Annotated in this window: 23 protein-coding genes, 2 tRNA genes and 1 pseudogene; 16 read left to right on the plus strand and 10 right to left on the minus strand. The window is 54.1% G+C overall.

Features of this window, described 5'->3' with window-relative positions; genetic code table 11:
- The first annotated feature begins 133 nt into the window (after nucleotides 1-133).
- Nucleotides 134-210 (plus strand) — tRNA-Asp (locus IM294_RS07015).
- Between the two features lie 160 nt (nucleotides 211-370).
- Nucleotides 371-1,174: a 2,5-didehydrogluconate reductase DkgB gene (dkgB, locus tag IM294_RS07020; protein ID WP_126818261.1), complete on the plus strand. Its 804-nt coding sequence runs from the start codon at nucleotides 371-373 to the stop codon at nucleotides 1,172-1,174.
- Between the two features lie 28 nt (nucleotides 1,175-1,202).
- Here dkgB and yafC read toward each other — a convergent pair whose 3' ends face one another.
- On the minus strand, nucleotides 1,203-2,108 hold the full coding sequence (gene yafC, locus IM294_RS07025; protein ID WP_028015603.1) for a DNA-binding transcriptional regulator YafC: 906 nt from the start codon (nucleotides 2,106-2,108) through the stop codon (nucleotides 1,203-1,205).
- A gap of 104 nt (nucleotides 2,109-2,212) precedes the next feature.
- On the opposite strand from yafC, the gene IM294_RS07030 reads away from it, so the two are divergent.
- The 3 genes from IM294_RS07030 (at nucleotide 2,213) to IM294_RS07040 (ending at nucleotide 5,175) form a co-directional block, all read left to right on the plus strand.
- Entirely contained in the window at nucleotides 2,213-3,388 is a 1,176-nt protein-coding gene (locus IM294_RS07030) for an MFS transporter (RefSeq protein ID WP_048999099.1), read from the plus strand.
- Between the two features lie 137 nt (nucleotides 3,389-3,525).
- Nucleotides 3,526-4,326 (plus strand): endonuclease/exonuclease/phosphatase family protein, encoded by an 801-nt coding sequence (locus IM294_RS07035; RefSeq protein WP_028015605.1) that lies wholly within the window; start codon nucleotides 3,526-3,528, stop codon nucleotides 4,324-4,326.
- Nucleotides 4,327-4,401: 75 nt separating this feature from the next.
- Nucleotides 4,402-5,175 (plus strand): class I SAM-dependent methyltransferase, encoded by a 774-nt coding sequence (locus tag IM294_RS07040; protein WP_126818262.1) that lies wholly within the window; start codon nucleotides 4,402-4,404, stop codon nucleotides 5,173-5,175.
- Nucleotides 5,176-5,227: 52 nt separating this feature from the next.
- Here IM294_RS07040 and mltD read toward each other — a convergent pair whose 3' ends face one another.
- Together mltD and gloB are read right to left on the minus strand one after the other, a co-directional pair.
- Complete coding sequence (gene mltD, locus IM294_RS07045) at nucleotides 5,228-6,592, minus strand: murein transglycosylase D (RefSeq protein WP_041911175.1); 1,365 nt, start codon at nucleotides 6,590-6,592, stop codon at nucleotides 5,228-5,230.
- Nucleotides 6,593-6,660: 68 nt separating this feature from the next.
- A complete protein-coding gene (gene gloB / locus IM294_RS07050; RefSeq protein WP_059357725.1) occupies nucleotides 6,661-7,419 on the minus strand; it encodes a hydroxyacylglutathione hydrolase in 759 nt (252 codons plus the stop codon).
- Nucleotides 7,420-7,451: 32 nt separating this feature from the next.
- On the opposite strand from gloB, the gene IM294_RS07055 reads away from it, so the two are divergent.
- Nucleotides 7,452-8,168, plus strand: a complete 717-nt coding sequence (locus IM294_RS07055) for a class I SAM-dependent methyltransferase (RefSeq protein WP_028015609.1) — start codon at nucleotides 7,452-7,454, stop codon at nucleotides 8,166-8,168.
- On the opposite strand, the gene rnhA is transcribed toward IM294_RS07055, so the two are convergent.
- Complete coding sequence (rnhA, locus tag IM294_RS07060) at nucleotides 8,169-8,636, minus strand: ribonuclease HI (RefSeq protein WP_028015610.1); 468 nt, start codon at nucleotides 8,634-8,636, stop codon at nucleotides 8,169-8,171.
- A gap of 64 nt (nucleotides 8,637-8,700) precedes the next feature.
- On the opposite strand from rnhA, the gene dnaQ reads away from it, so the two are divergent.
- On the plus strand, nucleotides 8,701-9,432 hold the full coding sequence (dnaQ, locus tag IM294_RS07065; protein WP_029739690.1) for a DNA polymerase III subunit epsilon: 732 nt from the start codon (nucleotides 8,701-8,703) through the stop codon (nucleotides 9,430-9,432).
- 132 nt (nucleotides 9,433-9,564) lie between these two features.
- Nucleotides 9,565-9,641, plus strand: a tRNA-Asp gene (locus tag IM294_RS07070).
- 37 nt (nucleotides 9,642-9,678) lie between these two features.
- Here the strand turns inward: IM294_RS07070 and IM294_RS07075 are convergent.
- Nucleotides 9,679-10,611 carry a DMT family transporter gene (locus tag IM294_RS07075; protein ID WP_126818263.1) on the minus strand — a complete coding sequence of 311 codons (933 nt, stop codon included), beginning with the start codon at nucleotides 10,609-10,611 and terminating at the stop codon, nucleotides 9,679-9,681.
- Nucleotides 10,612-10,712: 101 nt separating this feature from the next.
- On the opposite strand from IM294_RS07075, the gene IM294_RS07080 reads away from it, so the two are divergent.
- Together IM294_RS07080 and IM294_RS07085 are read left to right on the plus strand one after the other, a co-directional pair.
- The gene (locus tag IM294_RS07080) at nucleotides 10,713-11,627 is read left to right on the plus strand and encodes a LysR family transcriptional regulator (protein WP_049137422.1); all 915 of its coding nucleotides are present in this window, start codon (nucleotides 10,713-10,715) and stop codon (nucleotides 11,625-11,627) included.
- A gap of 249 nt (nucleotides 11,628-11,876) precedes the next feature.
- Nucleotides 11,877-13,718 (plus strand): annotated as a pseudogene (locus IM294_RS07085) (TonB-dependent copper receptor).
- Between the two features lie 78 nt (nucleotides 13,719-13,796).
- Here IM294_RS07085 and IM294_RS07095 read toward each other — a convergent pair.
- The 3 genes from IM294_RS07095 to IM294_RS07105 form a co-directional block, all read right to left on the minus strand.
- Nucleotides 13,797-14,483: a response regulator transcription factor gene (locus tag IM294_RS07095; RefSeq protein WP_041911170.1), complete on the minus strand. Its 687-nt coding sequence runs from the start codon at nucleotides 14,481-14,483 to the stop codon at nucleotides 13,797-13,799.
- 84 nt (nucleotides 14,484-14,567) lie between these two features.
- Nucleotides 14,568-17,900 carry an ATP-binding protein gene (locus IM294_RS07100; protein ID WP_126818264.1) on the minus strand — a complete coding sequence of 1,111 codons (3,333 nt, stop codon included), beginning with the start codon at nucleotides 17,898-17,900 and terminating at the stop codon, nucleotides 14,568-14,570.
- 2 nt (nucleotides 17,901-17,902) lie between these two features.
- Nucleotides 17,903-18,499, minus strand: coding sequence for a response regulator transcription factor (locus IM294_RS07105; RefSeq protein ID WP_028015617.1), 597 nt, complete (start codon nucleotides 18,497-18,499; stop codon nucleotides 17,903-17,905).
- A 536-nt stretch (nucleotides 18,500-19,035) separates the two neighbouring features.
- Between IM294_RS07105 and IM294_RS07110 the strand changes: the two genes are divergently transcribed.
- The 4 genes from IM294_RS07110 (at nucleotide 19,036) to IM294_RS07125 (ending at nucleotide 22,566) form a co-directional block, all read left to right on the plus strand.
- Nucleotides 19,036-19,776 carry a helix-turn-helix domain-containing protein gene (locus IM294_RS07110; protein ID WP_048958867.1) on the plus strand — a complete coding sequence of 247 codons (741 nt, stop codon included), beginning with the start codon at nucleotides 19,036-19,038 and terminating at the stop codon, nucleotides 19,774-19,776.
- Nucleotides 19,746-20,225, plus strand: coding sequence for a hypothetical protein (locus IM294_RS07115; RefSeq protein WP_126296587.1), 480 nt, complete (start codon nucleotides 19,746-19,748; stop codon nucleotides 20,223-20,225). The genes IM294_RS07110 and IM294_RS07115 overlap by 31 nt, the downstream gene beginning before the upstream one ends.
- A 148-nt stretch (nucleotides 20,226-20,373) precedes the next feature.
- Nucleotides 20,374-21,975 carry a glycosyl hydrolase family 18 protein gene (locus IM294_RS22190; protein WP_283250579.1) on the plus strand — a complete coding sequence of 534 codons (1,602 nt, stop codon included), beginning with the start codon at nucleotides 20,374-20,376 and terminating at the stop codon, nucleotides 21,973-21,975.
- Between the two features lie 63 nt (nucleotides 21,976-22,038).
- Nucleotides 22,039-22,566: a cytochrome b gene (locus IM294_RS07125; RefSeq protein ID WP_061099140.1), complete on the plus strand. Its 528-nt coding sequence runs from the start codon at nucleotides 22,039-22,041 to the stop codon at nucleotides 22,564-22,566.
- Here IM294_RS07125 and IM294_RS07130 read toward each other — a convergent pair.
- On the minus strand, nucleotides 22,529-23,725 hold the full coding sequence (locus tag IM294_RS07130) for a hypothetical protein (RefSeq protein ID WP_126818265.1): 1,197 nt from the start codon (nucleotides 23,723-23,725) through the stop codon (nucleotides 22,529-22,531). The genes IM294_RS07125 and IM294_RS07130 overlap by 38 nt on opposite strands.
- Before the next feature lie 167 nt (nucleotides 23,726-23,892).
- Between IM294_RS07130 and IM294_RS07135 the strand changes: the two genes are divergently transcribed.
- Nucleotides 23,893-24,111, plus strand: a complete 219-nt coding sequence (locus IM294_RS07135) for an ANR family transcriptional regulator (protein ID WP_120247323.1) — start codon at nucleotides 23,893-23,895, stop codon at nucleotides 24,109-24,111.
- Between the two features lie 45 nt (nucleotides 24,112-24,156).
- Nucleotides 24,157-24,906, plus strand: coding sequence for an A24 family peptidase (locus IM294_RS07140; protein WP_047366755.1), 750 nt, complete (start codon nucleotides 24,157-24,159; stop codon nucleotides 24,904-24,906).
- A gap of 117 nt (nucleotides 24,907-25,023) precedes the next feature.
- On the opposite strand, the gene IM294_RS07145 is transcribed toward IM294_RS07140, so the two are convergent.
- Nucleotides 25,024-26,790 (minus strand): lytic polysaccharide monooxygenase, encoded by a 1,767-nt coding sequence (locus IM294_RS07145; RefSeq protein ID WP_126818266.1) that lies wholly within the window; start codon nucleotides 26,788-26,790, stop codon nucleotides 25,024-25,026.
- Between the last annotated feature and the right edge of the window lie 3 nt (nucleotides 26,791-26,793).

Genomic DNA, 26,793 nt, shown 5'->3' on the forward strand with positions numbered 1-26,793 from the left:
CCGAACTCAGAAGTGAAACGCCGTAGCGCCGATGGTAGTGTGGGGTCTCCCCATGTGAGAGTAGGGAACTGCCAGGCATCAAATTAAGTAGTAAGCCGGTGCATTAATCCGGTGGTTACAAGCAGTCTTCGGTGGAGCGGTAGTTCAGTCGGTTAGAATACCTGCCTGTCACGCAGGGGGTCGCGGGTTCGAGTCCCGTCCGTTCCGCCACTTATTAAAAGCCCTGAGTTAACGCTCAGGGCTTTTTTCATATCTGACGATTAATTATTGCGAAATTAGCAAAAATCCTCTGCGTTTTACGATCTTTTTCTCTATAACACCGCCAGCGATAATCGTCCTCAGTTAACGAACATAACGATTGAGGAATATTATGACTCTCCCTGCATTTGGTCTGGGCACTTTCCGCCTGAAAGACGACGTAGTTATCGCATCAGTTAAAACCGCTCTTGAACTTGGCTATCGCGCAGTGGATACAGCACAGATCTATGAAAACGAAGCAGCTGTAGGACAGGCTCTTGAAGAGAGCGGTGTACCGCGTAATGAACTGTTCATCACCACCAAAATCTGGATCGAAAACCTCAGCAAAGACAAGCTCATTCCAAGCCTGAAAGAGAGCCTGAAGAAACTGCGTACCGACTATGTCGATCTGACGCTGATCCACTGGCCGTCACCGAACGATGCCGTCTCCGTAGAAGAATTCATGCAGGCGCTGTTGGAAGCGAAAAAGCAGGGTCTGACCCGTGAAATTGGTATTTCCAACTTCACCATCCCGCTGATGGAAAAGGCGATTGCCGCTGTTGGCGCTGAGAATATTGCGACCAACCAGATTGAGCTGTCTCCATACCTGCAAAACCGCAAAGTCGTAGATTGGGCAAAGCAGCACGGTATCCATATTACCTCTTACATGACGCTGGCCTACGGTAAGGCTCTGAAAGACGAGGTAATTATCCGTATCGCAGAGAAACATAACGCGACTGCTGCGCAGGTTATTCTGGCATGGGCAATGGGTGAAGGCTATGCCGTGATCCCATCATCAACCAAGCGCGAAAACCTGGCCAGTAACCTGCTAGCGCTGGATCTTCATCTGGATGACGATGATAAAAAAGCGATCGCAGCACTGGAGTGCAACGACCGCCTGGTGAGCCCGGAAGGTTTAGCCCCTGACTGGGATTAATAAGACCCTCCCTCTGTAACCCGAACCCTCACACAGCTCCTCCGGGAGCTGTTTTTATATGCTCGCTCAGGAAGTCGATAAAGGCGCGTATGCGCGTGCTTACCGCTCTGTCGCTGTAATAAACCGCGCTGAAAGGCATCTCTACCGGCAAACGTTTATCGGCCATTAGCTCTACCAGTTCACCCCGCGCTATCTCTTTATCAATCATATAGTCTGACAAGCAGGCGATCCCATTCCCTTCCAGGCAAAGCTGCTTCAGCGTTTCTCCGCTGTTAGACGATAACCCGCAGGTAATTTCATGAAGCTGGCCATCATGACAGGCAACAGGCCAGGTGTTCAGCGACACCGGCTCCGTAAAGCCCAGGCACAGATGCTGCTTCAGTTCTTCAACCGTCTCCGGTTTACCATGTTCAGCAATATACTGTGGCGACGCGATAATTTTACGATAGCTGGCAAACAGCGGGCGGGCCCGCAGGCTGGAATCCGTCAGGGTTCCCGCCCGAATAGCCACATCCACTTTCCGCTCGATGAGGTTAATAAACGTCTCGGACGAGACCAGAGAGAGCGTCATCTCCGGATAGCGTTCACGGAAAGGTTTGATTAACGGCATCAGAAAATGAAGCACAACCGGCGTGGCAGCATCAATGCGCAGCAACCCGCGCGGCGTGCTGCGGGTTTCCATAATCTCTGTCTCCGCTGCGGCCATCTCCTGCAGCACCGACTGCACGCGGCGGAAATAACGTTCCCCTTCTTCCGTCAGACTGAGCTGCCGCGTCGTTCGGTTGAGCAGACTCACCCCAAGCTTCATCTCCAGCTTTTTCACCGAACGGCTAATGGCCGAGTTAGCCTGTCCCAGCTGCTCGGCTGCGCGGCTAAAGCTGCCGCTTTCGACGACGGCGACAAAGATTGTCAGCTCTTCAGACGTTGCTTTCATTGTTGCACCACCTGCAAAATTCTATTGATATTTTGACCATTTTTGTTATTTAAGCACTGGCGCATACTGCCTGTCATCTTAATCCTGATGATACGGAGTATTTTATGCCACTGGCGCTACTTGCCCTGACGATCAGTGCCTTTGCAATTGGCACGACCGAATTTGTTATCGTGGGACTGGTTCCCACCATCGCTAACCAGCTTGCCATCTCGCTGCCCTCAGCCGGGTTGCTGGTGTCCATCTACGCCCTGGGCGTTGCCGTCGGCGCGCCGGTGCTGACGGCCCTGACCGGACGCTTTCCGCGTAAACAGCTGTTAGTCGCGCTGATGGTGCTGTTTACCGCCGGGAACATTCTGGCTTGGCAGGCACCGGACTACACCACGCTGGTGATTGCCCGCCTGTTGACCGGTCTGGCACACGGCGTGTTCTTCTCGATTGGTTCCACCATTGCAACCAGCCTGGTCCCCAAAGAGAAAGCGGCTTCAGCGATCGCGATCATGTTCGGTGGGTTGACCGTCGCACTGGTCACAGGCGTACCGTTGGGAACGTTTATCGGACAGCATTTCGGCTGGCGTGAAACGTTTCTGGCCGTCTCCTTACTGGGCGTTATCGCTCTGGTGACTAGCCTGCTGCTGGTACCGTCGAATATCCCGGGCCGGGCGAGCGCCAGCCTGCGCGATCAGCTGAAAGTGCTTACCCATCCGCGTTTGCTTATCATCTATGCGGTTACGGCTCTGGGCTATGGCGGCGTATTCACTGCCTTCACCTTCCTGGCACCGATGATGCAGGACCTGGCTGGCTTCTCCCCGAATGCCGTGAGCTGGATTTTGCTGGGATACGGTATTTCTGTGGCCATTGGCAATATCTGGGGCGGTAAGCTTGCGGATAAGCATGGTGCGGTACCGGCGCTGAAATTTATCTTCGCCGCCCTGGTGGTTCTACTGATGATTTTCCAGTTCACGGCTTCAATGCAATACGCCGCGCTGGTCACGGTACTTGTGATGGGGATCTTCGCCTTCGGTAATGTGCCAGGGCTTCAGGTTTACGTTGTCCAGAAAGCCGAGCTCTATACGCCGAATGCGGTGGATGTGGCATCCGGTCTGAATATTGCCGCTTTTAATATTGGTATCGCGCTGGGCTCCATTATTGGCGGACAAACCGTCGAACACTTCGGATTAACCCAGACCCCATGGATTGGCGCGGTGATTGTCCTGGTCGCCTTCCTGCTGATTGGCCTGAGTGGACGCCTCGATAAGCCAGCCCGCGTAGCGCTGGGATAACATCAGTAAGTGCTTGCTTACAAAACTGGAAAGCGGTTTCTCAGAAATTGCGTTGAAAGTGTGACCTAAAGTCCCTATAACATTAGAACCAGTCCGTTTTCAGGGCTGGTTCATGTTACAGGGGCTTGTTTCCAAAAGTGCGAAAAAATACCTATGCCATGCGTTATGTTGCCGGAATGCCCGCGGAGAGGATCTTACCTCCGGGGTCGTTTGCGAGCATAAGCCAGGCATTACCCGCCGGCACACCGTTAAGCAGCGATGATAAAATCCGGGTTCTGGTCTGGAATATCTTCAAGCAGCAGCGCGCGGAGTGGTTATCGGTACTCAAAAATTTTGGAAAAGATGCCCACCTGGTTCTGCTCCAGGAGGCGCAAACTACCCCTGAACTGGTACGGTTTGCCACCACGAATTACCTTGCCGCCGACCAGGTGCCGGCATTTGTTCTGCCGCAGCATCCCTCTGGCGTAATGACGCTTTCTGCTGCCCATCCGGTCTACTGTTGCCCGCTCCGCGAGCGCGAACCTATCCTGCGTCTGGCGAAATCAGCGCTGGTGACGGTCTATCCGCTGCCGGATACCCGTATGCTGATGGTCGTCAATATCCACGCGGTAAACTTTAGCCTCGGCGTGGATGTGTATAGTAAGCAGTTACTTCCTATTGGCGATCAGATTGCGCATCACAGCGGGCCCATCATCATGGCAGGCGATTTTAATGCCTGGAGCCGTCCGCGCATGAATGCGCTGTATCGCTTTGCGCGCGAAATGTCGCTGCGTGAAGTTCGCTTCAGTGATGACCAACGTAAAAAAGCTTTTGGTCGTCCTCTCGACTTTGTCTTCTATCGCGGTTTGAGCGTGCACGACGCCTCTGTACTGGTGACGCGCGCTTCGGATCACAACCCTCTACTCGTTGAATTCAGTCCCGGCAAACCTGATAAATAATGGTGTGTCAGGTCTGCCGTGGGGCAGGCCGCGCGGGTGCTGCCCTTTTATTTTTAACCAACAAAGGACAGTACGATGACAACAACACACTCCCATCATGACAACGTAGAAAAACAGTTTGGTTCTCAGGCAAGTGCTTATCTGAGCAGCGCCGTGCATGCTTCAGGTCGCGATCTGGTGCGTCTCGGTGAACGTCTGGCGGCATTCCCGCAGGCGCACGTGCTGGACCTGGGATGTGGGGCAGGGCACGCCAGCTTTACGGCTGCGCAGCAGGTAGCCCACGTTACCGCATATGATTTATCGAGCCAGATGCTGGACGTCGTTGCTGAGGCGGCGAAAGCGAAAGGGCTGAAAAATATAGATACGCGGCAGGGCTATGCGGAGTCTTTACCGTTTGATGACGCGTCGTTTGATGTCGCGATCAGCCGGTATTCCGCACACCACTGGCATGACGTCGGCCAGGCATTGCGCGAAGTCAGACGTGTTCTGAAGCCGGGGGGCACCTTCATCATTATGGACGTGATGTCTCCCGGACATCCGGTGCGTAATATCTGGCTGCAGACGGTCGAAGCGCTGCGCGACACCTCGCACGTGCAAAACTACGCCAGCGGGGAGTGGTTAACGTTTATCACTGAAGCCGGGCTGATTGCGCGCTCGTTAATAACAGACCGTTTACCGCTGGAGTTCAGCTCCTGGATAGCCCGTATGCGTACCCCGGAGGCGTTAAGCCAGGCAATTAGGCTTTACCAGGAGAGTGCGTCCGCAGAGGTGAAGGCGTACTTTGAACTGCAGGCGGATGGCTCATTTACGAGCGATACCATCATGGCTGAAGCGCAAAAAGCGGGATAAACAAAAAAGGCACCGAGGGGAATCGGTGCCTTTTTATCTTTCGATCGTGTTATCAGGAGTCTGGCGTGGCGCTGTTCTTCACAAACAGCGTCAGCTGGTCGCCCGGTTTCAGATTGTCAGTATCATTATTCCAGCGCATCACATCTTTGATGTTCACACCGTGTCGTTTTGCGATACTGGACAGTGAATCGCCTTTGCGCACGCGATAGGTGATGCTATCGCTGTTGCTGGCGAGACGCTGTGCGCTGTTACCTGCACCCACCGTCAGTGTCTGACCCACCTTCAGCCCAGAGCTGCGCAGATTATTCCACTGCTGCAGATCTTTCGCCGTCACGCCAAGACGTGAGGCAATGCCTGAAAGGGTATCCCCTGAACGCACCTTATAGCTGCGGCTGCTAACGGATGAAGCATCGGCGATCAGCGTTGACTGAACGGCGGCAATCTCACCCGATGCTAAAGACTCACGTAACTGCGCCGCATGTTTCTGCGGAACCATCACATACTGCGGGCCGCTTGCCCCCAGCGTCGAGCCTTTAACGCCTGCATTAAAGGTTTTCAATTTACTTACCGACATACCCGTCATATCAGCAACTTGTTGAATATCAACCGGATTGCTGAGGCGAACGCGCGCCAGTGCACGACTTTCGTCTGGTGTTGGCAGTTGTACACCGTAACGCTTGCTGTTCTTGAGAATATCGCTCAAGGCCAGCATCTTCGGTACGTAAATCTTCGTTTCCTGTGGCAGTGAGAGCGACCAAAAATCGGTGGATTTACCCCGTGCTTTATTCGCTTTCATTGCCTTCAGTACACGACCTTCGCCACTATTATACGCTGCGACCGTTAACAGCCAGTCGCCGTCAAACATCTTGTTCAGACGTTGCATCATGTCGAGAGCGGCTGTCGTTGAAGCGACAACATCGCGACGCGCATCATAGTTGCGGGTCTGTTTCAGACCATAGTTTCGCCCGGTGCTCGGAATGATCTGCCAAATGCCTGCGGCATTGGCGCCAGACGTCGCGTGTGGGTCAAAAGCGCTCTCCACTATGGGTAGGAGTACCAGCTCCATAGGCATGTTACGTTTTTTAACTTGCCCGGCTATCCAGTACATATACGGCTCTGCCCGTAACGTTACATCGTGGAGATAGCTCTTATTTCTTAAATACTTCTGTTTCTGTTCGCGAATCCGGCTGTTTTCCGGAATTCCCATCTTTAGCTCGTCGCCAATAGAGGTCCACAAGTCTTGCTCCTGCGCGAAAGATGTCCCATCGTCCATCCAGCGCGCCGAACTTGTAAACTTCCCTGCTTCCCCTTGACCAGCTGCAGAAAGGCTCTGTGCGTGCTGTTGTACGTTGCTGCCGTTCTGCGACTGGCAACCTACAAGCAGGACAGAGGCGAGTAATATCGCTTTTGCCTTCATGTGTGTGTCAATAGTTGCTTAAAAGACGAGCGATGATAACGGCGAAATTTTGAAAAGGCAACCCGCATTTATCTGAAGTTATCTTTCTTTGACCTTAACCATGCAAATCGCTGTTCTGGTTGTTGCAAATTTGTTTCTTGGTTAATTTTATTAATTAAATCAATATCATCTGTTCGTAAAAATAAATTAATCTGGCGCTCATTTTTCAGAATTACGGGCAGTGTATTTTGGTTTTTTGCACGTAACTCCTTCACTTTGTGATAATAATCCTGAATCGCCCGATCCTCAGGTAAGAGGCTTGCAGCAAACTTCATATTTCCTAATGTATACTCATGGGCGCAACAAATAAGGGTGTCATCCGGTAACGCACTAATCTTTTGTAAAGACTGATACATCTGTTCCGGCGTGCCTTCAAACAGTCTTCCGCAGCCGCCAGAGAACAAGGTGTCGCCACAAAAAAGATAAGGTTTGCTGTAGAAACACAGATGTCCCAAAGTGTGACCCGGTGTAGCAAATACGGAAAACTCCCACTCGTGGATGAGGATATTTTCGCCTTCTTCGACTACTTGCGTCGTTCCCTTATTTTGTGTCTCAGCCGGTCCGTACACCACAAGATGCGGAAATTGGGCGCGCAGTTCCTGCACGCCGCCAGTATGATCGTTATGATGATGCGTCAACAGAATGGCGTCAGGCTGCCAGCCGTTATCATTTATGGCGCGCAGTACAGGGGCGGATTCGCCGGGATCGACAATGACGCATCGACGATCGTCATCGACCAAAACCCAGATGTAATTGTCCTCAAAAGCGGGAATACTGATAAGATTCATACATTACCTCTTATAGCGTGGCGGGTGTTTTGATGAAACCGGCAAGGATACCTCAGACTGTCGCAGCACCGGAACGTTGGGCGGAATTGCCCTGGGGTGAATACTATCGCGAGGCACTGGAGCAGCAGCTGAAGCCCTGGCTCGCGAAAATGTATGGCTTTCACCTGCTTAAGATTGGCAATCTCAGCGCGGAAATCAATACCGAAAGCTGCGCTATCTCACATCAGGTTAACGTCTCTCTCGGCGGATCGCCGGTTCAGGTGAAGGCAGACCCGTTGCATCTGCCATTTGCAGAGAAATCCGTTGATGCATGCCTTCTTGCACACGCGTTGCCCTGGTGCAGCGATCCTCACCGTATGCTGCGTGAAGCCGATCGCGTTCTGATTGATGACGGCTGGCTGATCCTCAGCGGATTCAATCCGCTGAGCCTGATGGGGCTGCGCAAGCTGGTGCCCGTGCTGCGCCGAACGCCACCCTATAACAGCCGAATGTTCACCATGATGCGCCAGCTCGACTGGCTTTCACTGCTGAACTTTGAAGTGCTCTGCTACGGCGGTTTTCAGGTACTGCCGTGGGCGCGGAAGGGGGGAGTGTTGTTAAGCACGCATTTGCCCGCCTTAGGCTGCATGCAGTTTATCGTCGCGCGTAAGCGAACCATCCCCCTTACGCTTAACCCGATGAAGCAGAGCAAATCGAAAACGCCTATCCGGCAGACCGTTGGCGCAACGCGGCAGTACAGAAAGCCCTGATCAGGATTCAGGCTGGTAGCCTGCATCCTCATGGGCCGGGTTTAAAGCCGCCGCGCGTGCCAGTTCGTCGCAGCGTTCGTTCTCAGGGTGACCAGCATGTCCTTTTACCCATTCCCATTTTATTTGGTGCTGACCTAATGCCGCATCCAGCCGCTTCCAGAGATCGACATTTTTAACCGGCTTTTTATCCGCAGTTTTCCAGCCGCGTTTTTTCCAGTTGTGGATCCACTGGGTGATACCCTGGCGCACGTACTGGCTGTCGGTACTGAGCACCACGTCGCAGTGTTCTTTTAAGGCTTCCAGCGCCACAATGGCCGCCATCAACTCCATACGGTTGTTGGTGGTCAGGAAATAGCCTTCGCTAAAAGTTTTTTCATGCTGGCGATAGCGCATAATCGCGCCGTAGCCGCCGGGCCCTGGGTTGCCGAGACAAGATCCATCGGTGAAAATTTCTACCTGTTTACGCATCTCTGGTAGACTTCCTGTATTTGAAACGTTCAGTTAAACGATAAGTCTGACATAAATGACCGCTATGAGCACTGCAATTACTCGCCAGATCGTCCTCGATACCGAAACCACCGGTATGAACCAGATCGGCGCGCACTACGAAGGGCATAAGATCATCGAGATCGGCGCCGTTGAAGTGGTGAACCGTCGTCTTACGGGGAACAACTTCCACGTCTACCTCAAGCCTGACCGGCTGGTGGATCCCGAAGCGTTCGGCGTTCACGGGATTGCCGATGAGTTCTTGCTGGATAAGCCGACGTTTGCGGATGTGGCTGACGAGTTTCTGGAATACATCAAGGGCGCTGAGCTTGTCATCCATAACGCCTCGTTCGATATCGGCTTTATGGATTATGAATTCAGCAAGCTTAATCGTGATATCCCGAAGACGAACACCTTCTGTAAGGTAACAGACAGTCTGGCGCTGGCAAGGAAGATGTTCCCGGGCAAGCGTAACAGCCTGGATGCGCTTTGTTCGCGCTACGAGATAGACAATACCAAGCGAACGCTCCACGGGGCGTTGCTCGATGCCCAGATCCTCGCCGATGTCTATCTGACGATGACCGGTGGGCAGACGTCAATGAAGTTCAGCATGGAAAATGAGTCACAGCAGACGCAGGGCGAAGCGGGCATTCAGCGCGTTGTCCGTCAGGCAAGCCGCTTGCGGGTTGTTTTAGCCAGTGATGAAGAGCTACTTAACCATGAATCCCGTCTCGACCTGGTGCAGAAGAAGGGCGGAAGCTGTATGTGGCGCGCCTGAAAAAACGCCACAATGCCTGTAAAATCATCGGTTGGGTGAATTTTGCAGCAAACGATTCAAAACGTGAGAAAAAGCGTTGACGAGATCGGAGGCACACCGTAATATGCGCCTCGTTCCCCAAGCGGGAACAGTGGAGCGGTAGTTCAGTCGGTTAGAATACCTGCCTGTCACGCAGGGGGTCGCGGGTTCGAGTCCCGTCCGTTCCGCCACTATTCAGGCCCACGTTATTTATAACGTGGGCCTTTTTCATATCTGTACTTTTTCGTCTGCGCGTTCGATCTTCGCGACTTTCCTTTGCGAGGCGCGAGAGCAGAGGGCAATGCCAAACAGAATCAGTACCGTGCTGACCAGATGATACGAGTGCAACGTAACGTGCAGGAACATCACGCTGAACAGACCGCCGCTCAGCGGAATAAGGTGGGAATAAATCTCCCCGCGGGTTGCACCGATAGCCGCAATGCCTTTATTCCACAGCAGGTAAGAGAGCCAGGAAGGAAAGACCACCAGGTACATCAGCCCGCTTAAAAAGCCCGGTGCGGTATAGGCCGTCCACTCAGGTAAGCCGGTCTTTATCAACGATATCGCCAGTACCGGTAACAACACCAGGGCACCGAGGACCGCGCTCACGGCCACAAAGGCATTCCCACCGACGCTTTTCGGCTTCATCCGCAAGAAAGCACAATAAACGGCCCAGCTGGCGGCAGAGCCCATGGTCCAGATATCGCCGCGATTCAGATTTTTAAGCGTATCCAGATGCAGCAGATCGCCCTGCATGACCAGCCAGACGACGCCCAATGAACTGAGAACAACGCCAGCAATATTCTGTACTGATATTTTCTCTTTAAAGACCAGCTTATTTATCAATAAAACCAGGACAGGCGTTGTAGATAAATAAATAGCTGCATTAAGAGATGAAGTATATTGCAGACCGATATACAGCGTGAGTGGGAACATAACCTGTCCGCACAGCGCAAGAAATATGATCGTACCTTTCGCCTTTTTCATCATCGGCCACTGGGCGCGAATCTGTCTGATATAAAGCATCGATAAAAGAAGAGCCGTAATTATCCAGCGTGCGGCGGATAATATAATCGGGTCTGCATGCGCCACCAGTAAATGACCGACGACATAATTACCCCCCCAAAAACAGGCCGCGAGACTGAGTAAAAAATAGGGCATAGAGGCTCCTGATAATAAACATTTTGTCTGCCTTTAGAGTACTGCCGGTGCAGAATTAAATGCTAATATAATATTTTCATCTCACGGTATTGGCTGAAACTATGAAGTTTACTCTCAGGCAACTTGAGTTCTACATTGCGTTAGCGGAAACATTACAAATTTCCAAAGCGGCCAGCCGTTGTCATATATCGCAATCTTCCATGACGGTCTCTATGCGCAACCTGGAGGAGGCGGTGAATGCCCCTCTCTTTATCCGCCATGCAAAAGGGATCCAGTTAACTCCCGTCGGCGAGCGATTTCTCAATCATGCCCGCAAGATCCTCCACGATAGCCGCGCGGCGGTGGAGGATCTCCATCAGCAGCCTGAGGCGATTAACGGCGTCGTGCGCATCGGCATTGCCGAAACCCTTTCCGCTTATCTGCTGCCCAATCTCTGGGGCGATATTGCGCAGCGTTTTCCGCTGCTGGAGACGGCATTTCATGAGGCGCCCGCATCGCAGCTGCTTCAGGCCTTGCGTCAGGGAGATCTCGATTTTTGTCTTTTGCTGACCTCCAATATCAGCCACGATAGTACGCTTGAGGTCGAAACGTGGATCCGTTCGCCGCGCCGGTTATGGACCGCCATCGGCCATCCTCTTCTCAGCGTGCCGGAGCTTCGGTTAAAGGATGTGGAAAAGGTGCCATTTCTGTTGCTGGTGACGGACGATTATCCCGATGTGATATCCGACTACTGGCAAAGCAGGGGCTGCCATCCTGACATTCATTTTCGCACCAACTCCTTTGAGGCGATTCGAAGTCTGGTCGCGCAGGGAAAGGGGGTGACGATTTTATCCGATCTGGTCTATCGCCCGTGGGCGCTCGGCGGTCAGCGCGTGATCCGGCGCACCATTGACGACTGCATTACCTATATGGATGTGGGCATCGTCAAAAACGTCGGGCAGCCGCTTTCGCCGGCCTGTTTGCGGTTGATGGATTTTTTACGACAGCAAACGGCACGCCTGGGCGAAGCGCGCTGAACTGCGTCCCTGAGATTTCCGTTATCCGCCAGATATTTCCTGATTTCCCTGAGGGCCTTCTTGCCCGCAGGTCGTGTATTCCGCTGCTGGGGATGAAGACAATAAGCGCCTTGCTTATTTTCTTTACCGAAACGGAATTGTGCTATGTCTGGTATCACCGCGAGCGGTATTCGTTCCCTGCTCGCCTCCCGTCCACTCTTGTTGGTTCTCTGCTGTGCCACCGCTTTGCCGGCATACGCTGAAGAGTCGATGACCGTTGAGGGGTATTATCGCGATCCCGCGTCATTTATCGCTCCGGCTCATACTCCAGCACAACAATTGCCTGCCAGCGACGGTGCGGGCGCGCTAAAAAACATCCCGGGTTTTTCCGTACTGCGCAGCGGCGGGAGTAACGGCGATCCGGTGTTGCGCGGGATGTTCGGTTCCCGGCTGACGTTGCTTGCAGACGGCGTCAGCACACAGGGGGGCTGCGGCTCGCGCATGGATACCCCAACGGCCTATATCACTCCGCAAAGTTACGACACGATAACCGTCATCAAAGGCCCACAAAGCGTGCTCTGGGGGCCAATGGGGTCCGCCGGAACATTGCTTTTTGAACGCCAGCCGGACTATTTCAGCGTACCTGAGCTAAAAGGCAGCGCTGAGCTGCTGCGGGGCGCGAACGGACGCGCGGATCAAAACCTTAATCTTGCGTTTGGCGACCCGCGCGGCTACGTCCGCCTGGACGGTAATCATTCGGAGGCGGATGACTACCGGGATGGTCATGGCAACCGCGTGCCGGGCCTGTGGCGCAGATGGAACAGCGGCGTCACGGTTGGGCTCACGCCTGATGAGGACTCGCTGGCGGAGCTAAGCGTGGGAGCCAGCGACGGTAAAGCCCGCTATGCGGGTCGGATGATGGATGGTAGCCGTTTTGCCCGTAAAAGCGCGGCGCTAAAACTGGAGAAATACCACCTGAGCGAGCACGTCAGCAAACTTAGCTGGCAGCTCTATGCCAATGATACTGACCACATCATGGATAACTACAGCCTGCGTCAGCCCGTTGGACCGAAGCGTAAGTCTGAAGTTGGCGGCGTGGTGATGGGCAGCCGCCTTGCCGGCGTGTGGGAAGATGAAACCACCACGCTTACCGCCGGCGCGGACGTAATGCGTAAAAGTCACCGTAAAAAAAGCGCAGGATCGTGGCGTGACGATGCCCGTTTTACCCAGGCGGGTCTGTTTAGCGAATGGCGCCAGTCCGTCACGGCGGACGATACGGTCATCGTGGGTGCGAGACTGGATAGCATTCGCGCGGACGATCGGCGCAGCGCGCAAAATAGCTCCCGGCACGACCTCCTGCCCGGCGCATTCACGCGCTATGAGTATCGCGTACCTGACGCACCCGTCATGCTTTATAGCGGCATCGGTTATACCGAACGTTTTCCTGATTACTGGGAGCTATTTTCCGGCAAGGCTGGAGAACAAAGCTTTCGTCAGCTGAAAACAGAAAAGACCCTGCAATGGGATAGCGGCGTGCAGTTACACGGCGACAAGGTTAGCGCCTGGGCATCGGCCTATGTCGGGCGAACTACCGATTAAATTTTGTTTGATTATAGCCGCACGCCGTCGCAGGCCAGCAACATCAATGCCGCCGTAATGGGCGCGGAGACGGGCGCAAGCTGGAGCCTGACGCCCAACTGGGCACTGACGGGAAGCCTGAGCTACGCCTGGGGCGAGAATCGTAGCGATAAACAGCCGCTGCCGCAGATGCCGCCGCTCGAAGGGCGGCTGGCGCTGGACTATACCGGGCAACAGTGGCGCACCGGATTACTCTGGCGTGTGGTTGCGCCGCAGCATCGCGTGGCGCAAAACAAAGGTAACGTCACCGGCCAGGATCTCGGCCCGAGCGCGGGGTTTGGCGTGCTTTCGTGGAGCGCGGGCTACACATTTAACGACCATTTTGAGTCCCGCGTGGGTATTGAGAATCTGTTCAATAAATACTACAGCGAGCACCTCAACCTGGCGGGCGCCAGCCAGTTCGGATACGCCGCAAATCAGCAAATCCCTGAACCGGGGCGCGTCTGGTGGCTGGCGATGACATACCATTTTTGATCCTGAGCGTCATTGCTGAGAGCGACCGTTGAGGCGTACGTTTGCCTCTACCGCCTGTTTACAGGCGGTTTTTTTATGTCAGATAGCAATATCGAACATTTGCGTTTTCGCCAGCAGGCAATAGAGCTGACAGTCGCTGTTTACCCCCAGTTTTTCCATCGCGCGCAGTTTATGGGCGCTGACGGTTTTATTACTCAAATGCAGCTGTCTGGCGATCTCTGTCAGACTCATCCCTTTGCAGAGCATACGCAACACATCAATTTCACGGGGCGAGAGCTCTTGCTCCGTTTGTGCGCCGGTCTGGAACAGGGAATGCATCAGCTCGCGCTCAATATAAACTTCCCCATTGATCACTGACGTCAGCGTTCTACTCAGGGTTTTCTCACAGGTGTCCCGACTAATATAGGCTTTGGCGCCTGCCTCCAGCGACATGCGGATAAGCTGCGTGTTCTTGTAGGGCGAAAGCACAATGATTTTAAGCTGCGGATATTTACGGCTGAGCCATTTAATCAGCAATACGCCGTCCATTCCGTTGAGCGGGTTAACGGTTTGGCTGGTGGCAAGAGAAAAGCCAAGGAACAGAATGTCGACAGGCTGTTGGGATAGCAGTGAAAGCAGCTCAGATGGCGTTGCGGTATCGCCCTGAATGCAAAACTCCGGGCGGGGTGAGCCGTCGCTGAAAAGAGAGGGCATATTGGTGATCATGGATAAGACGCCACGACGGATAATGGTGTGCTCATCGGCAATAGCGATACGGACTTTCATGGTTTCTCCTTCGAAAATGTGGGCGACGGTAGGGATAACGCCGCCGGATGACCAGAAAGATACAGATCCTATGCAGAGCATTCTTTAGTACTTGTCAGATAATTCCTTCAGTGCGGTATCAAGTTGCTGCAGATTGGCTTCCATGCGCGCGCAGAAACGCGATGTCAGCGCAGGCAGGGCTTCAGTCGTTATGACCCCTGCCGCCAGCATCTCCGGCAACACTTCAATTGCCTGACAGGTGCGGGTGGCGTTGCGCATGGCAAAAAGGCTCCAGGAGGCCTTCAGACGATGCGCGAGCTGGCTTAGCGTTTGCGGTGACGGGGGGTTTTCCCGTAGCTGTCGAGTATCAAGGGTAATGGCTTCGCGCATTTGCTGGCGCATCAGGGTCATGATCTCCGGTTGACCGTTGGCCAGACGCCGGAGTTCGCTGAGGTCAGGCCCCTGATTGCGCAGGCTGTATTGCTGCGTCAGCGCCTGATGCAGGGCATTGAGGGAGAGCGGTTTTCGCAATAACGCGTCCATTCCGGCATGTTTTGCCCGATCGTCCTCACTCTGCAGCGCGCTGGCGGTGTAACCGAGAATAGCGGCCGGCGCGGTGATGCTGCCGGCAATATCGCGCAGGAGTATTAACGATGTAAGTTGATAGCCGTCCATGAGGGCCATCTGGCAGTCGGTTATCAGGATATCCACCGGCTCGTTTTCCAGGCGCGCAAGCGCTTCGCCAGCGCTGGCGCAAGGAATAACCTCCTGACCCAGCTCCTGCAGCTGGAGCGCTAACACCGTCAGGTTTGCCGGAAAATCGTCAACGATCATGATGCGATGCGGTGGCAGCGGGGTTATTACAGGTGTCTCATCGGCCGTTGCCGCCGGGCTGGCGACATGAAGCGGTATGCTCACCGTCACCTGCGTACCGCTCCCCGCTTCGCTGGCTATCGTCAGCACGCCTCCCATCAGCTCGACTAACTGGTAACAGATCGCCAGCCCCAGCCCGCTGCTTTGCGGCGTGCTGCTGTCAGTCTGAAACCAAGGCTGGCCGAGGTGTGGAAGGGCATCGGCCGGGATACCGATGCCAGTGTCGCGAATCAACAGCTGCAAATGTTCACCGTTGAGCTCGGCGTGAAAAACAATTTCTCCCTTCGGCGTATATTTAATGGCGTTGCCCAACAGATTGGCGATGACCTGATTCAGCCGTGCTTTATCGAACAGGAACCAGCCGTCGTGCGGCACGTTCAACTCGCTGCGCCAGTGGAGACCTTTAGCGTTGGCGCTGCTGGCAAAAATCTCCGCGCTGGCGTTAAGCGTCTGCCACAGGGGCCAGGCCTGTGGCTCCAGCCTTAACTCGCCTGCTTCAATGCGCGACAAATCCAGTACGCCACCAATCACGTCGCGCAATGACCCGGCTGCTTGCCAGGCGATGTTGAGGGACTCGCTTTTGTCGCGCTCCATCTCAAGCAGGCCCAGCATGGCGTTGAGCGGGGTACGAATGTCATGGCTCATGCGGGCGAGGAAGTTCGATTTTTCAGTGCTGGCCTGCTCCGCCTGCGCCAGCGCCTGATTGAGCGCAGCGGTCAGCGCGGCTTTTTCAGTGATATCGATCCAGCCTCCGACCACGCCCTGAGGCCGCCCCCGCGTATCGGTATAGCGGCAAAGCCACCAGTAAAGGGTGGAATTGTTCTGTGTGGTTTCACCCGTTAACGGCGACGCGGCATGGAGCAGCGAGAGGCGATGCGGCAACGTAAACTGTTGGGCAAGCTCTCCCAAAGGCAGGCTGGAAAAGGGGGCGCCCTCTTCGGGCAGTGCCGTGAGTAACGGTGAGTGAATAAAGGAGTCGTTATAGCGCGTCAGCCGCCCGGTCGGATCGCAGACAAACAGCGGCACCGGGACATTGTTCATCAGAGTTTGCCAGAGTGAGAGCGCGTTGTGCAGCTCTGCCGTGTCCCGCTCGCGCTGGCGTCGCTGGCTCTGCGCGGCGCTAAAGGTCAGCAGGGCGACGAATGCCGCGCAAATCGCCACCACGGCGAGCATGACCAGCCATAGTGATTGCACCGGGGCGGTGGTTGTCGTCTGTACGGCCTGCGACAGGTTAAGGCTCGCGTAGATATCAGCCTGCGTTACGGACGCCATGACCGCATTCACCCTTTTGGCATCCGCCGGGTCAGAAATATTTGGTACAAACCATAGCGGCACTTCCGGCAGCGCCAGCGGCGTCAGCGACAGATTGCTGGCGTTATGCTGGCGCAGCAGGTGATGGAGTATAAACGCATCGCCCGCAAGCCCGTCCGCGCCTCCGGCTTTGAGCAATTCAAAACCCTGATCGAGCGAGTTAACCAGCACCAGGTTATCCGCAGGTAACGCCTGACGCAGTAACGTGACGAGCGGAGAGATGCGTATGACGGCAATCCGCTTATGCTGTAATGCGGACAAGGAGCCGGAAAGCGGGTTGCTGTCCTCATTGAGCAGGGCCCAGCTCAGTGAGTCAAACGTGATGGCACTCTTTGACGGTGGCGTCGCGCTGGCGACTATGCGCAACGTGTTCTCCGCATACTGAAGCGGGGGCGCATCAAGGTTGAAGGTCAGGCTATACAGGTTGGACGGAAACAGATTGAGCAGCAGATCGCGCCATACCCCCTGAATATGCCCGTCAGGCGTGAGCGTGACCATTGGCGGCGAAATAGCGGGAAGCAAAACGTGCAGCGTGATTTTGGGCGCATTTTCCTTCACGGGGGAATGGCGGGCGTCAAAGACGCTGCCGTCCGGCAAAAGCCACTTTTGTTCCAGCCATTCAGCGTCTTCCGGGTTAAGGGTGTGAATACGCTCGTTGAAGATTTCCAGCGTGTTTGCCTGCTCAGGCAGAGCCCAGGCACGAAAATGTAGCGGGGGAGTATCGTCCAGCGGCGTCAGGGTCAGCGTGGTGGCGGGGGAGTGGGTCAGCCAGTTACGTAAAACAAACTCCGGGGCGATGAATTCCCGCGCTTTCCCTGCTGCCAGCTGCCTGACGTTTTCTCCCGGTGAGGCTGAACCCGTCGCAGAGCAGCGGGTCGCGACCTCTGACGGTAATTCCGGAAAGCACAGTGTACCGCCGCGTCCCTCTTTTATGCTCAGGGACGCCAGCGGGAAAGCGAACATTGGCTCGCTGGCGACCAGATCGGCTGCAGGACGCCTTGCGGCAATTAACACATCGATGCGCTTTCGCTTCAACGCATCCAGCGCCGTTGCCGGGTCGCTAAAACGCTGGACGTCCGGCAGCGTCGTATTGCTAAACAATATGCTGAGTTCATCATCCAGAATGCCCGGCGGCCGATCGATAGCGAGAAAAGGCGGCGCGGCGCTCAGCAGGCCCACGCGCAGCGTACCAGCCGCCGCGTGCCCGCTTATCAGCATGAGGATAAATAATGTCGCCAGCCAGCCTCTGCGCATACTCAGCTAACCAGCCCCAGACTTTGCGCGCACTGGAGCAGCTCGAAATCATTCCTGGCGTTGAGTTTGCTCATGGCACTCTTTTTTTGCGTACTGATGGTCTGCTTCGTCCGGTTAAGCTGGGCGCTGATCTCGTTCACGGTGAAACCGCGCACCAGCAGGCGCAGCACTTCTGTTTCCCGTTCGGTCAACTGTGCCTGAGGCTTCACTGGTTCGATTTGCCCCCGCAGGGTGCTGCGCAGCGTCTGCAGCAGATTGTTGGACAAACTGGCTTTGTTGAGAACGGCATGCACCCCGCTGCGCCGCAGCGAGTCCAGAAGCTCAGGATTGGTGATCATGGTGACCACCACAATCATGCTCTGCGGATAATGGCGAATCAGCGAGCGGATCATGGTTAATCCGTCCGGGCTGCGCGTGCCGGGCATACTCAGGTCGGTGATGATGATATCGACAGGCTCGCTCGCCAGTTTATTCATGAGTTCATCAGCACTGAGCGCTTCGTGAACGACCCGATAAAGGTCCGGGCGCGTCTGAAGCAATGTGCGCAAGCCTAATAAATAGACAGGGTGGTCGTCGGCAATCAGAACTGTTTTTAGCATGACATCCGATCCGGCAAGGAAAAGACAGGTGTTCACCGCACATCTTAGCGAATGGCGCTTTAGCATCACTCTTACAGTGTAGAGCAGAGTGAGGTGAAAAAGAGTAGCTAAAAAGTGGTGGGCTGTATAGTTGCTGGGGGGCATCAGCCGATCCTGATGGAAAACCGAAAGGTAAAGTAACGACGTTTTCACATTCTATGATAGAGATTTTTTCCGGAGCAGCTGAATGGTTTGTTATTTATCGCGAAATAGCGGCATGGAGGACGATATTTCTCAGGTACGGAAAGGAATTCCTTATTGTTCAGGTTGGATATCAGGTATTACTCAGGCGTTACTCAGAATAAACTTTCTGAAATCATGAATTGGTTGTGGAAAAATCAGGACGGGAAATAGCGCAAAGAGCGAAGGTACTATCATTTATAAGGATATGTTGTTAATTTGTGCCTGAATTAGATAACAGACATGTAACTGTTAATACCTGCGCTTTTTCGTCATAACAATGTAAACGCTGTAATTTTATTATCCAGGACCTACCCGTGAATAACGAAGAAATCTCTCTTTCAGCGTCAGTAACGTTCGTACCGGAAAAATCATCTCTGGCAACCGTGGATCATGGTGATATACATCTGACGCCCAACGAGCGTCGTTTGCTGGAGTTGATCCTCAGCGGCAAATGTAAAAAAGAGACCATATTTGAAGAGATCTGGCTTAACCAGGGCATGATTGTTAGCGAATCCAGCTATCACCAGCTTATAAAAATGCTCCGCCGCAAGCTGCAAAATGCCGGCCTGCCGGGCTCGATCATTAAAACCATTCCCCGTTATGGTGTAGTACTGGCACCCTGCGAAACGCAGGACAGTGAGGTCGCTTGCCCGCCGCCAGAAGAGCCTGATAACGCGTCTTGTCCCACTCCCGTCGATTGCCCGTCGTTGCCTGCTATCACGGCGGAGTCAATGAAAACTCCCTCACGTCAATACGGGACTCTGCTGGCGGCGCTGTGCAGCTTGTTGATTATCCTTCCAACGCTGGTGGTGGTCTGCACGGCCGACACGCCGCAGGCGTTTCAGGAAAATCTCTACGTAGATGGCGTCATGTTTCATCTCTCTTCGCTGCGCAGTGTCGATCGGCAGGCGCTGGCGAGAAAGCGGCATGCCCTGCCGGCGGGCATCAATAACGTGTACATCGCGTCGAACGGTCCAAAAGTGTTCGTTGCGCAATGTGAAGGCGAACTATCTCAGGAGGGAAAATGCGGTTACGAATACTATTCGTCATATTGATGGTTTGCATCAGCGTTTCGCTGGGTGGCGCGCTGGCTTACCTGACCAGCAACTACCTGGAGAGCAGAAAAGTGCCCGCCGAGCCCTGCAGCAGCGTCATACGTAATGGCAAATTTATTGATGAAAGCCTGCAGCATTACCAGTTTAATGGTGTGATCACCTGGTGGCCTAAACTCCACAGGCTAACGCTATTTGGTGTAAAAACCGATGAGGCCGGTAACCGGGTATTCAACCGAACCCTGCAGTTAAAATCGGTGACACAGAAGGGAAACGTCATCAATGGCCGGGTGGCAGAATTAAAAATTGCCGTTGGCGATCAGTTGCCGGAGAAGACCTTTCTGATAAGTGAAGATGGTCAGTATATTAACCTGTTATTCAAGCCGATTAATAAAGATAGCTGGCTGATGAAAATTAATGATAACTGGGTAGCAATGTGTGAGTATAAATAATCTCACGATAATTTTATTATAAGACATATCCAGGCTGGCGAGTTTTAAATCTGCTGCTGCAGTGAGCTGTTCTCCTGTTTTCAGGGAGATGAATATCCTATCTTGCGGGACAGGATTTCATTATTAAACCTGGAGCAGGATATCTCCCATGTTAAAGAAAAATAAAATATCTCTGAGCGCTATCGCCGCAGGCCTGGCGTTAAGCGGAATGCTGGTCAGCACGTTTAGCCATGCGGCCGCAACCGACGCCGCCTCACAGATGCCGGATATCAGTCAGAAAAAAATTCTCGTAGGTTATTGGCACAACTGGGGAATTAACCCGGAAGAGATAGACAAAGCGCGCGGCTATCAGGGAGGCTTACCTTCTGATATGTCGCTGCGTGAAGTGCCGAGAGGCTACAACGTCGTCAACGTCTCCTTCATGAAAGTTATGGATGGGCAGAGCGGGAATATCCCCACCTTCAAACCCTACAACGCGAGCGATGAGGAGTTCCGCGCTCAGGTTGCAGAGCTGAACGAGCAGGGGCGCGCGGTGTTGATTTCACTGGGCGGCGCTGACGCGCACATTGCACTGAACAAAGACCAGACTGAGGCGTTTGCGGCGGAGATTATTCGCCTGACCGATTGCTATGGTTTTGATGGTCTTGATATCGATCTGGAGCAGACGGCCATTACCGCTGCTGACAACAGTACGGTGATCCCGGCAGCGCTGAAAATGGTGCGCGACCATTATCAGCAGCAGGGCAAACACTTCATCATCAGCATGGCGCCAGAGTTCCCTTATCTTCAGTCCGATCGCGGGGTGAACTACAAAGCCTACCTGCAAAATCTTGAGGGCGTGTATGACTTTATCGCTCCACAGTATTACAACCAGGCGGGCGACGGCGTGAATATGATGACGCAGGAGGAGAAGGACGAAGTCGGTGAATGGTGGCTGCCGCAGGAATGGGGGAAGGGCTATAGCGACCGTCAAAAAGAGCTTTTCCTTTACTATCTCACCGACAGCCTGGCAAACGGGACGCGTGGTTATGTGAAGATCCCGGCGAACAAGCTGGTGATTGGTCTTCCGGCCAACCCGGATGCGGCAGGAACCGGCTATGTACGAGACGCGCAGAGTGTCTTTAACGCACTTTCGCGACTGGAAGCGAAAAATGAAGCGGTAAAAGGGCTCATGACCTGGTCAGTGAACTGGGACAATGGCAACACTAAAAATGGTCAACATTACGGCTATGAATTTCTGAACCGCTACCAGAGCATCCTTGACGGCAGTCTGCCGGATGGGGGCGACGAAACGGATACTCAGGCGCCAACACAGGTGCAGGGCGTGCAGGCCACGCTGAAGGGGCAGGATGTTTCGCTCAGCTGGCTGCCAGCTAAGGATAATACGGGCGTGGCGGGGTATGCCATCTGGCGCGGTCTGGAAAAGATCGGTGATACCCATGAACTCAACTTTACCGACAGCCAAACCCAGCCAGGCATGAGCTATCGCTATACGGTCATCGCCTATGATGCAGCCAACAACTTCGCTACGCCGAGCCAGCCGGTCAACGTTACCGTGCCCGATAATGACGATGGCGGAGGCGAAGAGGGCGGCCAGGGCGGCGACGTTACCCCATTCACGCCGGGCAAACTCTATGCCGTAGGGGATAAAGTGCTCTATGAGGGCAACGTTTACCGCTGTCAGATTGGCCATACAGGTGCCAGCCATTGGTCGCCGGATCGGGCCCGCAACTTGTGGGTAGCTGAATAACCTCTTTTTTAAACAGCATGGCTTCGCAGGGAGCCGTGCTTTTTGTTTTACAGGACAACGACTATGCAAACTTCTCTGGTTATTGCCAAACGTTACGATCGGTTTTCTCGCCTTCTGCACTGGGTGGTCGCAGCCGTCATTATCTACGCGATGTGCATGGGCTATATTCTGCACGCGCTGGAAGGAACCCGCTGGTTTACCTTTTTCTCCGTGCTGAATATGTCGCTGGGTACCATCGCCACGCCTATCATGATAGTGCGCTTCGTCTGGCGTTTCTTCCGCCCTTCGGTGCCCTATCCGGCAACGGTAGCCGGACGTAAAAAACAGCTGGTGGTATTTATTCATGAGCTGTTTTATCTGACCATTATGGTGGTGCTGGTTAGCGGTTTTCTGATGCTGCAAAAAGACTACAACCTGTTTGGTCTGGTGCCGGTTTCCCGCCCGATTGCCATCGCCGAAGTGAATGCGTTTTTCTTCCAGGTGCATCGCTATAGCTGCATTCTGCTGGGTGTGATTCTGCTTGGGCATGTCGCGGCGGTGTTGAAGTACACCTTTAGTGGGCAGCGGGAGATTCTGCAGCGGATGCTGTGAGAAAGAGGCTCACTCCCCCCATCAGATGCGCGGTGTTGCCAATCCTGTGAAACAGCACCATCCCGCGCATCTGCCTTCCGTGCAGCGTTTGCAGAACAACTTCCCGGGCAAAGCTGCTTTCACGTTGCTGTGAGTACCAGGCGCGAAAACCGGGCAGGAACGGCGTATCGCAGTGTGCGTCCAGTAACGTCAGGGTGCTCAGCGTCTTTTCCTCATCAGGGAACAGCGCTTCCGTACTGCCTTGCCAGTGGATCTCCTCCTCTGGCATCGAGAGGCGAAACACGACGCAAGAACCCGTCTGCGACAGGCGAATAATGATGGCACTGGTGCTGGCCGCGAGCGCCTGCTGCTGTTGGATCCAGCGGCGGTACTGATATAAACAGTTGGCAAAAATCGCCGAAAATACCAGGTACCACTGCGCCTGCCAGATTGCGGGGATGAGATCGGGCGTTAGCGTGTAAAAAATCCCTTCCCGCTGCTGGGTCGCCAGCACCACAATCAGGTATTGAATAAGCAGCAGAGCGCCAACGCCGCGTCCGGAGAGCGCAAACACGCTCAGTAAAACCACCGTCGTTTGCACCAGCAGCAGATTTAGCCCCTGCCAGAGCGGTGGCAGGAAAAAGTACCCCGTCATCAGCACCAGGGTATTCGCGGCAAGAAGCAGAGCTTCCCGCCCGTTAAACCGCGGGTGCGACGGCATTTTGCTCTCACGCAGCAGCGGCAGAATGGCGAGAATGCCGGTTAATGCCGCCAGCACCCAGGAAAAAAAATGCAGAGGCGCAATCGGATACCCTGAGAGTAACAGCGCCAGATTAAGCAGCAGGCTGCCGCAAAAAATGCTGAAGATTAACTGCAGGGGGTAGATCAGTTCACCAATAATCGGCCTGCGCGCAAAACGCAGCGCAGGCAGTTGCGCATTCAGACGAAAGACGGCGACGCACAGTGGAAATATCGCGACGTCGAAGAGGGCGAACAGGCACGCCAGCGCGAGCGGGCGGCCTATCCAGACGCCAGCAAACACATGCAGCAAGCCCGCGGTAGCTAGCCACAGCGGCCACTCTCGCGGGGCCGTCAGCCATAACGCGGCGAAAAGCAGCGGCGCCGGGAGCCAGAGCGTGGTGGAGAGGCTCCAGCTATCCCGCGTATGAAAGCTCAGCAATGCCAGCAGGATATAGAGACCCGAAAAGGCCAGCCAGCGGATAATATTGGTAATCAGCGTTGTTCTCCCACTGAGGCATTCAGCGTTATTCAGGTATTTATCATTTTAAGCTCAATTATTTTATCGTCGCTATTGATACGCTGGGATTTTTTCTAAAGGGCTTAACGATGGACTGGCAAAGCGACAAACGCGATCCTGCTACCCTGTGGTTTTCACTTTCTTCACGAGCGGCAGAACATGAACAGGGAAAGGAGTGGCATATCGCGGCATTATTGTGGAAAGAAGCGGCACAATATGCAAAAGCGCATCTGAATATTGAATGGGCGAACTTGCGCGGAGACTTTTGTACTTTACGTGCAAACAGACTGCCTAAATATAACGAGTAGTCTCTGCTATTATCGGAGATTGCATGTCCCTCAGAGTGTGGAACCATGGTTGAGAGTGTAATACTCGTTTTTAGCGTTTTTCTGGGCGCCATTATCGGCAGTTTTTGCAATGTCATCATTTATCGGCTCCCCTTGATTCTCCACGGTGAAGCACTCTCTTTATCGTGGCCTGCTTCCCACTGCCCACGCTGTAAACACCCCATTAAATTTCGCCACAATGTTCCTCTGATGGGCTGGCTGTTGCTGCGCGGGCGCTGCGCCAGCTGTGGTCAGGCGATATCGTGGCGCTATCCGCTGGTTGAAGGGCTTATGGCGCTGCTGTACGGGGTGATTATCTGGCAGCAGGGCGTCACGCCGCAGAGCCTGTTCGACCTGCTGGCGGTGACGTTTTTGCTGCCGCTGCTGTTTATTGACCTGCGCACCATGCTCCTGCCCGACCGTCTGACGCTCCCGCTGCTGGTGATGTCGCTGGCGTTTGCCGTCAGCGGCTATAGCCGGGTGGAGCCAACGCAGGCATTAATCGCCGCTCTGCTGGGATTTGGCGTGCCCTGGACGCTCTCTTTGCTGTTCCGTTTATTGCGCGGCCATGAAGGGATGGGGATGGGGGATATGAAACTGCTGGCGGCGATCGGGGCGTGGCTTGGCCCGCTGGCGCTGCTGGATGTTTTTGTTGCCTCGACCCTGCTGGCGCTGATCGCGGCGCTGATTCTGTTGCGGATCAAGCCCGGTCAACCGTTTCCTTTCGGCCCGTATCCGATTATTGCCGCGATAGGGTGGGTGATCTTATACCGATAAAAAAGCGCCGGAACGAAGGGGCGATTTCCGGCGCAAAAATGATAACGAAAGTGTAGGCAGGGAATGATAATGTGAGGCGCGGGTCAGTGAAGACCCGGCCAGAGTTAACTTACAGTATTATTTGCACTCTTTAGGCATGTTGGCAGCACCTTCTTTCTTCCAGACGCCCCACTCGCCATCGGAACCAGGCTTAACGCCTCGGGTTTCCCAGCTGTTCAGCCAGATGTTGCCCTCATAGCTCACTTTTTCACAAGGTGTCTTGTAAGTCTTGCTGTGATCCCAGGCTTTTACCTCGGTTTGCGCCGGGCGCAGCTTGATCACCTTCGTTGCCGTAGAGACTTTACCGGTGTCAGGCGCCGTCACTTTCACCTGCAGCGTCACGTCCACATTGTCGGTATACGGATGTTTACCCTTGAGGTTGGTGCTGAAGTTATTTGGTGACGAGATCTGAATCTTATCGGCGTGATTCAGTGCGGACCATTCAATTTTTGCCCCTTTTAACGAGTCATTATTTTTGGACACGACGGCGGCAGCAATAACGTCACTGCCTACGATGGTGTCCTGGTTGTTGCCCGTATTGATCTGCACATCAGAAGCCTGCTGCGCTTCCTTCACGGTCACGGTGATATCGTCGGTGCTGGTTTTGCCATTTTTGGCCGTCACCGTCAGGCGATAGGTCACTTTACCGATTTTGCCGGGCTTAATCAGCGCACGGGCTTTTGCCGCGTGGACGGTTGAAACCCATTCGCCACCGTTAGCGACCTGCAACGCACCAATGTCCTGCCCTGAAACGATAGTCCATTGGTATTTTTCAGCATTGACGCTTGCGGAACCGTTAAGGTCATAACCACGTGATTCACTGTTGCTGTGAACGGTGAAGTCACTGCCTGCCTTCGCCTCCGGTGCCGTGCTATCCGCTTCAGCTTTGGCATTCAGGGTGACGGTTTTTGAATCACTCACGTTTTTATCATTGGTGACGGTCAGCTTCACGTTGACGGTAAAATCGCTCTCAGGTTTAGCCTTCAGGCGAATGCTGGCTTTAGCACTGGTGCTGTTTTCCAGAATGACCTTATCGGCATTGCTGGTGACAGCCCAGCTGTACTTCAGCTCTTTCCCCGTTGAGGCGCTACCGTCCAGCGACAGCGTGCTGGTTGACAGGTTATGACTGGATGGCGTGACGTTGGCTACCGGTTTGGTAATGACTTCACCGCCAAAATCGACGTCAATCATCTGATAAAATGCGTTATCGGTATCGCGCACGCGCCAGACGGCATAAATTTTCTGCTTACCTTCACGCTCCGGTACGTCGCAGGTGTGGGTTTCGAAGCCTGTCGGGAGAGAAATATCGGCCGACGGGTTGCCTGGCGCATAGGTATAAACCTTATGGCAGAATGGCTTATCTTCAAACATCGCCCTGGTCAGGCGCGAATCCGCACCCGGAACAGACTGCCAGTCCGGCTTAGTGATGTAGTAGGTAAAATAGGTGGTGCGGTGCTTAGCCGGTAAATGCCATTTAAACTGGTGCGGACCCGCAGACATCGGGTTGTTGTAGGTATTCTGCTTTTCGTCATCGAGCTTGCTGAAGGCGGGAGTTGCCGTTGAACCACCGCTTGCCAGTTTTCCATCCGGCGGAAACTGGAATAACTGTTCGTTGGCGATCGGGGTTGGGCTCATATCGTTGCCAGCCGGGAGCTTCGGCGCTTCCACGGCGTCAGCAGGCCAGACGTTACTATGCTCACCTTTATCGTTCATCGGCGGGAAATGAATCACCGAACGGGATTTTGGTTCAAAAACATAGCCATGCGCCAGTGCGCCCGTGGAATACATACCAATCAATGCCACGGCTAACGCCGACGTAATATTATTCATCTTGAGTAGTTTCAAAAT

This window comes from Enterobacter cloacae complex sp. P43RS (assembly GCF_014930585.1).
Classification (GTDB): domain Bacteria; phylum Pseudomonadota; class Gammaproteobacteria; order Enterobacterales; family Enterobacteriaceae; genus Enterobacter; species Enterobacter bugandensis.

Excerpts from the sequence above, each read along its gene's own strand:
- dkgB (WP_126818261.1), top strand. The coding sequence starts at position 371 with ATGACTCTCCCTGCATTTGGTCTGGGCACTTTCCGCCTGAAAGACGAC.
- yafC (WP_028015603.1), bottom strand. The coding sequence starts at position 2,108 with ATGAAAGCAACGTCTGAAGAGCTGACAATCTTTGTCGCCGTCGTCGAA.
- IM294_RS07030 (WP_048999099.1), top strand. The coding sequence starts at position 2,213 with ATGCCACTGGCGCTACTTGCCCTGACGATCAGTGCCTTTGCAATTGGC.
- IM294_RS07040 (WP_126818262.1), top strand. The coding sequence starts at position 4,402 with ATGACAACAACACACTCCCATCATGACAACGTAGAAAAACAGTTTGGT.
- mltD (WP_041911175.1), bottom strand. The coding sequence starts at position 6,592 with ATGAAGGCAAAAGCGATATTACTCGCCTCTGTCCTGCTTGTAGGTTGC.
- gloB (WP_059357725.1), bottom strand. The coding sequence starts at position 7,419 with ATGAATCTTATCAGTATTCCCGCTTTTGAGGACAATTACATCTGGGTT.
- IM294_RS07055 (WP_028015609.1), top strand. The coding sequence starts at position 7,452 with ATGAAACCGGCAAGGATACCTCAGACTGTCGCAGCACCGGAACGTTGG.
- rnhA (WP_028015610.1), bottom strand. The coding sequence starts at position 8,636 with ATGCGTAAACAGGTAGAAATTTTCACCGATGGATCTTGTCTCGGCAAC.
- dnaQ (WP_029739690.1), top strand. The coding sequence starts at position 8,701 with ATGAGCACTGCAATTACTCGCCAGATCGTCCTCGATACCGAAACCACC.
- IM294_RS07075 (WP_126818263.1), bottom strand. The coding sequence starts at position 10,611 with ATGCCCTATTTTTTACTCAGTCTCGCGGCCTGTTTTTGGGGGGGTAAT.
- IM294_RS07080 (WP_049137422.1), top strand. The coding sequence starts at position 10,713 with ATGAAGTTTACTCTCAGGCAACTTGAGTTCTACATTGCGTTAGCGGAA.
- IM294_RS07095 (WP_041911170.1), bottom strand. The coding sequence starts at position 14,483 with ATGAAAGTCCGTATCGCTATTGCCGATGAGCACACCATTATCCGTCGT.
- IM294_RS07100 (WP_126818264.1), bottom strand. The coding sequence starts at position 17,900 with ATGCGCAGAGGCTGGCTGGCGACATTATTTATCCTCATGCTGATAAGC.
- IM294_RS07105 (WP_028015617.1), bottom strand. The coding sequence starts at position 18,499 with ATGCTAAAAACAGTTCTGATTGCCGACGACCACCCTGTCTATTTATTA.
- IM294_RS07115 (WP_126296587.1), top strand. The coding sequence starts at position 19,746 with ATGCGGTTACGAATACTATTCGTCATATTGATGGTTTGCATCAGCGTT.
- IM294_RS22190 (WP_283250579.1), top strand. The coding sequence starts at position 20,374 with ATGTTAAAGAAAAATAAAATATCTCTGAGCGCTATCGCCGCAGGCCTG.
- IM294_RS07125 (WP_061099140.1), top strand. The coding sequence starts at position 22,039 with ATGCAAACTTCTCTGGTTATTGCCAAACGTTACGATCGGTTTTCTCGC.
- IM294_RS07135 (WP_120247323.1), top strand. The coding sequence starts at position 23,893 with ATGGACTGGCAAAGCGACAAACGCGATCCTGCTACCCTGTGGTTTTCA.
- IM294_RS07140 (WP_047366755.1), top strand. The coding sequence starts at position 24,157 with ATGGTTGAGAGTGTAATACTCGTTTTTAGCGTTTTTCTGGGCGCCATT.